This window comes from Flavobacterium sp. (genome assembly GCF_036405015.1).
Classification (GTDB): Bacteria; Bacteroidota; Bacteroidia; order Flavobacteriales; family Flavobacteriaceae; genus Flavobacterium.
The window spans coordinates 1-6,919 of record NZ_DASWYK010000082.1 but is presented as its reverse complement, the minus strand read 5'-3'; the positions used below and the strand labels follow the sequence as shown (position 1 = coordinate 6,919).

The following is a 6,919-nucleotide window of genomic DNA, read 5'->3' as shown; positions in this document are numbered from 1 at the left end:
TTATAGTTGTTGATAAACCAATGTAATATACGTTTTTTTTAATTAACATTTTTATAACAATTTTTTGTCAATTTTAAATATCAGTAAATTAGGTTATTAAGAAAAAAATGTTGTGTTTTTGTAGTGTATTAGAATTTAGTTTGAAGTGTTTTTGTAAGGAATTTTAATTCTTTCTTATTGAAATTTAACATTATAATTGCATTGAATTACTAATTAATTAACCAAAATTTTTAGAAAAATGAAATTGACAAAATTACTTGTTTTTTGTATTTCGTCTTTACTGTTTTCTGTTACTGTATTCGCTCAGGATATTACGGTAAATGGAACCATTAGTGACGAAAGTGGATTGCCCGTCCCAGGGGCAACAATTTTAGTAAAAGGGACTAATAAAGCTACAGCCTCTGACTTTGATGGAAAGTTTCAGATTAGTGCTCCATCAAATGGAACTTTAGTAATTAGTTTCGTTGGTTTTGAAACTTTAAATGAGGCAGTAGGAGGAAAAACCACACATTCTATTTCTCTTAAGGCAGTGTCTCAAAATTTAAATGAAGTCGTTGTTATCGGATATGGTACACAAAAGAAAGCTTTGATTACTGGTGCTTCTACAAACTTAAAAGGAGAAACACTTCAAGAATTAAATACAGGTTCTGCAATGGAAGCACTTCAAGGTATTGCGCCAGGTATTAGTATTACACGAAATAATGGTGCGCCGGGAGCTGGTACAAAAGTAGTTATTCGTGGTATTGGTACCATTGGATCTTCAAATCCATTGTATATAGTGGATGGTGTTGCTGTAGGAGATATCGATTATCTGAGCCCTTCAGATATTGAATCTATTGACGTTTTGAAGGATGCTGCATCTGCCGCGATTTATGGTTCCAGAGCTGCAAATGGAGTTGTTTTGGTAACCACTGTTAAAGGACGTAAAGGAAGACCCGCAAGAATTTCTTATGATTCTTATTTCGGAATTCAAAACATCTACAAAAATCTGGATCCATTAAATGCGCAAGAATATATGTATATTCAAGATGAGGGAAGGGTTAACGATGGACTTGCTCCAAACAATTGGAAAGCAATGTTGACTAGTAATGATTGGTTAGAAAGAAATTATCCAGGAGCTGGAACACAGCTTGGAGAAGAAATCTGGAATAAGCTGCAAAATGGCTGGACAGGAACTAATTGGATAAATGAAATGTCTAAAAAAAATGCTCCTATAGTAAATCACTCTATTAATATTACTGGTGGAAGTGAAGATATTACCTATTCATTAGGAGTTTCTTACTTTGACCAAGATGGTATATTAGGTGGTAATATTGTAGATGCTGGATTCAAAAGATTAACAACAAGATTGAATACACAAATGGTTTTGAAAAAGAACGAAAGCCATAATATCATTACTATTGGAGAGAATCTTACTTATACAAATATCCAAAAAAGAGATGTTTCTAACGGAAATATTTATGGAAATGATTTGCATAATGCTTTGACTCAAAACCCATTGCAACCAGCTTATTGGCAAACATCAATTGATAGAAATATTAACGAATACGGATTTACTCCTACATTAGACGGTTTAAATACAAACCAGACAAATCCTTTGGCGGTAATGTATTACAGAAGTAATTACAATTACCCAAAAGATCATAAAATTATTGGAAATGTATTTTTAGAGATTGAACCAATTTCTAATTTAAGATTTAAGACGGTTTACGGAATTGATTCGTGGTTTGGTTATAACAGAACAATGAACCCAACATATCATTTAGGAGTACTTTATGATGATGCAGTTGATGGTGCAACACAATCTCAGTATTTTGGTGCAAACTCAACTTGGACGAATACTCTTGCCTATCAAAAACAAATTGGGAATCACAATATAAACGCTGTAATTGGTACAGAGCTATGGCAAAGAATTGTTGAAAATAATATTTATGGCTCAAGAAACGGTTTGTCGTTTCCTAATGATCCAAAATATGCTTATTTAGACAATACTAAAAGCCCAGGTTCTATAGCAGATATTAATACCACTGGTTTTGATAAAGCTGCTGGTGGAGGCGCAATTATGTCATATTTTGCACGTGCGCAGTACGATTATAAAGAAAAATACCTTCTTTCTGCTGTTATACGTCGTGACGGATCTTCTAATTTTGCCAAAGACTATCAGTATGGGAACTTTCCGTCAGTTGCTGCTGGATGGGTTATTACCAAAGAAGATTTTATGGCGGGTACTTCAAAATACCTTGATTTCTTAAAGTTGAGAGCAAGCTGGGGACAAAATGGTAACCAATATACAGATTATGCTTTTTATTATACATCTAGTATTAAATATGCTTTCCCTGGTTACTTTTTTGGAGATACTAAACCAGTTTCTGGTCAGACTGCATATCCTGCATCAGTACCTAATCCGACTGTTAGCTGGGAAACATCTGAGCAATTAGATTTAGGGTTAGATGCGACTTTCTTCAATTCAAGATTAGGGTTAACATTTGACTGGTATAAGAAAACAACTAGAGACTGGCTTGTTAAAGCGCAATTACCAGGAACTGCTGGTGCCGATGATCCTTACAAAAATGGAGGAGATATTGAGAACAAAGGTTTTGAATTTTCTTTGTCTTGGAAAGATAAAGCTGGAGATTTTAAATATGGTGTAACTGTAAGTGGTGCTTTCAACAAAAATGTAGTTACAAAGATTGATAACGGAAATGGTATAATTAATGGTTTGCCTCACGTTTTATCACAAGGAACATCAGAAATTTCTAGAGCGCAAGTAGGTTATCCAATTGGATCTTTCTATGGTTTTAAAACAGCTGGAATTTTACAGAATCAACAAGAAGTAGATGCTTATGTAGGACCTACAGGTCAGCCATATTTTAGTGACCAACGTCCTGGAGATGTTCGTTTTGTTGATCAAAATAACGATGGTGTTATTGATGAAAAAGATAAAGTAATTCTTGGAGATCCAAATGCGAACTTCCAATTAGGTATTCAATTAAATTTCGAGTACAAAAATGTTTATTTGAACACTACAATGGCAGGGAAATACGGTATGCAGGTAATGCAATCGTACAGATCATTTGCTGATAGTCCAAAACAAAACTATACTTCAGATGTATTTGATCGTTGGCACGGAGAGGGAACTTCAAACAAAATGCCTCGTTTAAGTTCTGTATCAAATAGGAATACAAATTATATTTCTGACATCTACATGCACAATGCTGATTATTTAAGAATTAACAATTTAACAGTAGGTTACAATTTTAATGAATTATTGAAAGATGTTAAATTTATTTCAAATCTTAAATTCTACGTTGCTGTAAATAACTTATACACATTTACGAAGTATGATGGTATGGATCCAGAAGTGCGTTGGGGAGGAGATAATACAAACTATTCATGGGCTTCGGGAGTAGATTTAGGTTTATATCCACAATCTAGAACAGTAATGTTTGGATTAAGTGCAGATTTCTAATATTAAAACATTGACAATGAAAAAATTAAGATATATAATAGCAATTTCGGTAATTTTTGCAGCCTATAGTTGTAACGATGAGCTGGATACGGAAAATCTTTCAGAAAAGAGTTTAGAAAGTTTTTATAAATCTCCTACTGATATAAACGAAGCAATGGCAGGTATTTACAATGCTATCTATACAGCGAATGTTCATAGTGAAGAACAAGTAGCTGCGAACTTGATGGATAATATGATGTTTGGCGGTGGAGGTCCTGATGATAAATCTGCAAAATGGGTAGACAATTTTGAAGATCCTGCTGAAGATACCTATCGTGATATGTGGAGACAATCATATAATGGAATTTCGAGAGCAAATGCCATTATCGAAAAAGTTCCAGATGCAGATTTTTCTAAGTATTTTGATACACCCCAACAAGCAGATGAGTTTAAAAAGCAAGCTCTTGGAGAAGCTTTGTTTATGAGAGCTTTCTTTTATTTCAGATTAGCAAAATTCTTTGGAGGAGTGCCATTGGTTATAAAATATGATGGAGATAGATTAGTTGCTAGATCAACTTATAGTGAGACATTCGCACAAATTGCATCTGATTTAAAACTAGCTATCGAAACTATGCCTTCCACACCGTTTACAAGTATTCCGACTGCAAGATACGGTCATGCTAATAAATGGGTTGCTGAAGCATATATGGGACGTGTGTTTTTATTTTATACAGGTTACATGAGCAACATCGAAAAGCAAGCAACGACAGATTTGCCTCTTGTTGAAGGCGGTGCTTTAACAGCAACACAAGTTGGAGCTTATTTAGATGATTGCATTAATAATAGTGGTTATAAGCTAGCATCTGATTTTAGAAATCTTTGGCCATATTCTTATGTAAATAAAAGTGCAAAAAATGACAATGTATTGCCTTGGGCTGCTGCAGAAGGTTTGTCATGGGTAGGTCAAGATGGTGCTACACCAACTTTTGGAACAGGAAACTTTGAAACGATGTTTATGCAAAGATATTCTTTTGGTAACTGGGATTGGACAAATGGTCAGAGTTACACTAATAGACTTGCTCTGTTTAATTCATTGCGTGGTAATTCATTAGCACCTTTTGGAGAAGGTTGGGGATGGTGTACTGTAAATCCAAAATTATTTACAGGATGGGATGATGCCGATCCAAGAAAGAGAGGGTCTATACTTGAAGTAGGTAAAGCAGATCAAGGAACAGGTGGTTATGCCCCAGATAAAGGAGATCATGAAACAGGATATTTTAATAAAAAATATGTTTCATTACAGCACGATAATGGTAAAGGGTCAAATGTAGGAATGTTTGTTCAGATGTATGATTGGAAAATTACAGATATGCAGTTAATGCATGCTCAAGATTTTATTTTCATGCGTTTTGCAGATGTATTATTAATGCATTCTGAAATTACTAAAACGCCAGACGGTATGAATGCAGTAAGACTTAGAGCAAAACTAGGGCCAGTTGGATATTCTCTTGATAATATTAAAAAAGAGCGTTTGTACGAGTTAGCTTTCGAAGGATTACACTGGTTTGATCTTGTTCGCTGGGGAGATGTTGATACTGCTTTTAATGATGTAATTCAAGTAAGAAACTCTGGAGTTACTGCTAATTATAGTGTAAAATACAGATCTGAAACTAAAGGTTTAGTTCCGATTCCTGAAACCGAAATTAGACTATTAAATGGAGTTTACAATCAAAATCCAGGTTGGTAATATTTTTAATAACTATTAATAATTTAGAAAGATGAAAATTCATAATATAAAATATTTACTAATTGCTGTCTTTATGCTGATTTTTTCGGCATGTGATCCAATTGTAGATGAACAACATTTAGTAGATTCAACCGATATTGCTGGAGTAGAATTAGTAGCTACTCAATCTCCTCCTGGGGGTAATAAAATTACGCTTAGTATGAATACACCTGGAGTTACTGGTTATTGGGACTATGGTTTAGACAAAGCACTAACGAATGAGGCAACTATTGTTTATCCAATTCCAGGTAAATCAACTTTTACTTTTGTTGGAACTTTAGGAGCTACGTTTTTTACAAAGACTATTGATGTTCAGGTCGACAGGATTGATACACGTTTAGATCAAGATTGGTACGATTTAGTAAGTGAGAACACATCTGCTGGTAAAACATGGGTCTTTGATGGTGTTGGAGGAGATGGCAGACTTTGGTGGTATATGTCTCCAGACATTGCCAATGGAGGTAAAGATAAATGGGATGTAGCTTGGTGGAATGCTGGTGGTTCTGGAGATAAAGTGCCTGTTGATGTTAATGGAAAAATGCATTTTGATCTTAACGGAGCAGCAAACTATAATCATTATGCCACAAAAACAGCTACGCCTACAAAAGGTACTTTTAAGCTAGATATTAAGAATAAGCTACTAACCATTTCCAATTCTAAAATGTTAGGATATGAAGCAGGTAATGCAGATGGTATATATGAAGTTATTGAGCTTACTGAAAGTAGACTAGTTCTTCATTTAAGTAATAATGATGCTAATAAAACAGGTTGGACATTTATTTTTAAACCTGAATAATATTTTGTGTTAGTTATTTCGAAAAAGGAAGATTGAAAAATTCCTTTTTCGATTTCTCCAACATTTTATTTTACTTCATAACAGAGTAAAATAGTATAAAGTTTAAACTACTATGGTTAGTTTAAGTTAAGTTTATTGCCTGGGTAGCCCATAATTTCGATTATGGGCTATTATTTTTGTATTTATATCAATTATATAGCCTTATGACAGCCTTTTTTTGCGTAGAGAAATTTCTAAAGTATTTAGATCTTCTTTACAATGTTTTTAGCTTCTTTTTGAGGCATTTTTGCATCATTTTAGCTTTATTTTACTTCGTTTGAGCCTATTTTTATTGGATATTTAGTTTTAATCATAAGAAAGAACAGTTTGAGTTTTATTATCAAACTCCACTCCAATAAATGCCTTGATTTATTTAGTTATGAATGCTTTTAATGTTATAATACTTCTTTTTTCTCGAAGTCTTATTTTTTCTTGGAAATTTATCTTTAAATATCATTATTTCTATTAGAATTTTAATTCCTTTTTCACCACAAAATTCTCTTCAAAATGAAATGTTACTTTTTCTAAGGGATATTTTTTAAAAGTGTACTTTTTTTGACAATTTTTAGATGAAATAATGCTCTATTCTTTACCTTTTGATAAGTTGTTTTGTGAGTAAAAACTCATTTTATTAATAAAAATAAGATTTTTCTTCTGTTAAATTTTTTGGTAATAATGTAAAAAAAGCAGACTAAAAATATCATATTCTCGATGTAGATCTTTCAATAAATTTTCCTTCGTTTTTTATATGTAAATATTTGTAAAATAAAGCATTGTATGGAAAAATGCACTACTATCACGTTATAGTTTTGAATGTTTTCAAGACTATTTTACCAAATTTGCTATATGT

At 33.0% G+C, this 6,919-nt stretch carries 3 protein-coding genes; all 3 read left to right on the top strand.

Annotated elements, in window-relative coordinates; genetic code table 11:
- Positions 1 to 238: 238 nt before the first annotated feature.
- The 3 genes from VGE71_RS06760 to VGE71_RS06750 are packed head-to-tail and all read left to right on the top strand — an operon-like array spanning position 239 to position 6,030.
- A complete protein-coding gene (locus VGE71_RS06760; protein ID WP_331137642.1) occupies positions 239 to 3,469 on the top strand; it encodes a TonB-dependent receptor in 3,231 nt (1,076 codons plus the stop codon).
- Positions 3,470 to 3,485: 16 nt separating this feature from the next.
- Positions 3,486 to 5,195: a RagB/SusD family nutrient uptake outer membrane protein gene (locus tag VGE71_RS06755; protein WP_144215552.1), complete on the top strand. Its 1,710-nt coding sequence runs from the start codon at positions 3,486 to 3,488 to the stop codon at positions 5,193 to 5,195.
- Between the two features lie 31 nt (positions 5,196 to 5,226).
- Positions 5,227 to 6,030, top strand: coding sequence for a hypothetical protein (locus tag VGE71_RS06750; protein WP_331137641.1), 804 nt, complete (start codon positions 5,227 to 5,229; stop codon positions 6,028 to 6,030).
- Positions 6,031 to 6,919 lie beyond the last annotated feature (889 nt).

What these genes read in the sequence shown, in the direction of transcription:
- VGE71_RS06760 (WP_331137642.1), top strand. Translation starts at nt 239, where the DNA reads ATGAAATTGACAAAATTACTTGTTTTTTGTATTTCGTCTTTACTGTTT.
- VGE71_RS06755 (WP_144215552.1), top strand. Translation starts at nt 3,486, where the DNA reads ATGAAAAAATTAAGATATATAATAGCAATTTCGGTAATTTTTGCAGCC.
- VGE71_RS06750 (WP_331137641.1), top strand. Translation starts at nt 5,227, where the DNA reads ATGAAAATTCATAATATAAAATATTTACTAATTGCTGTCTTTATGCTG.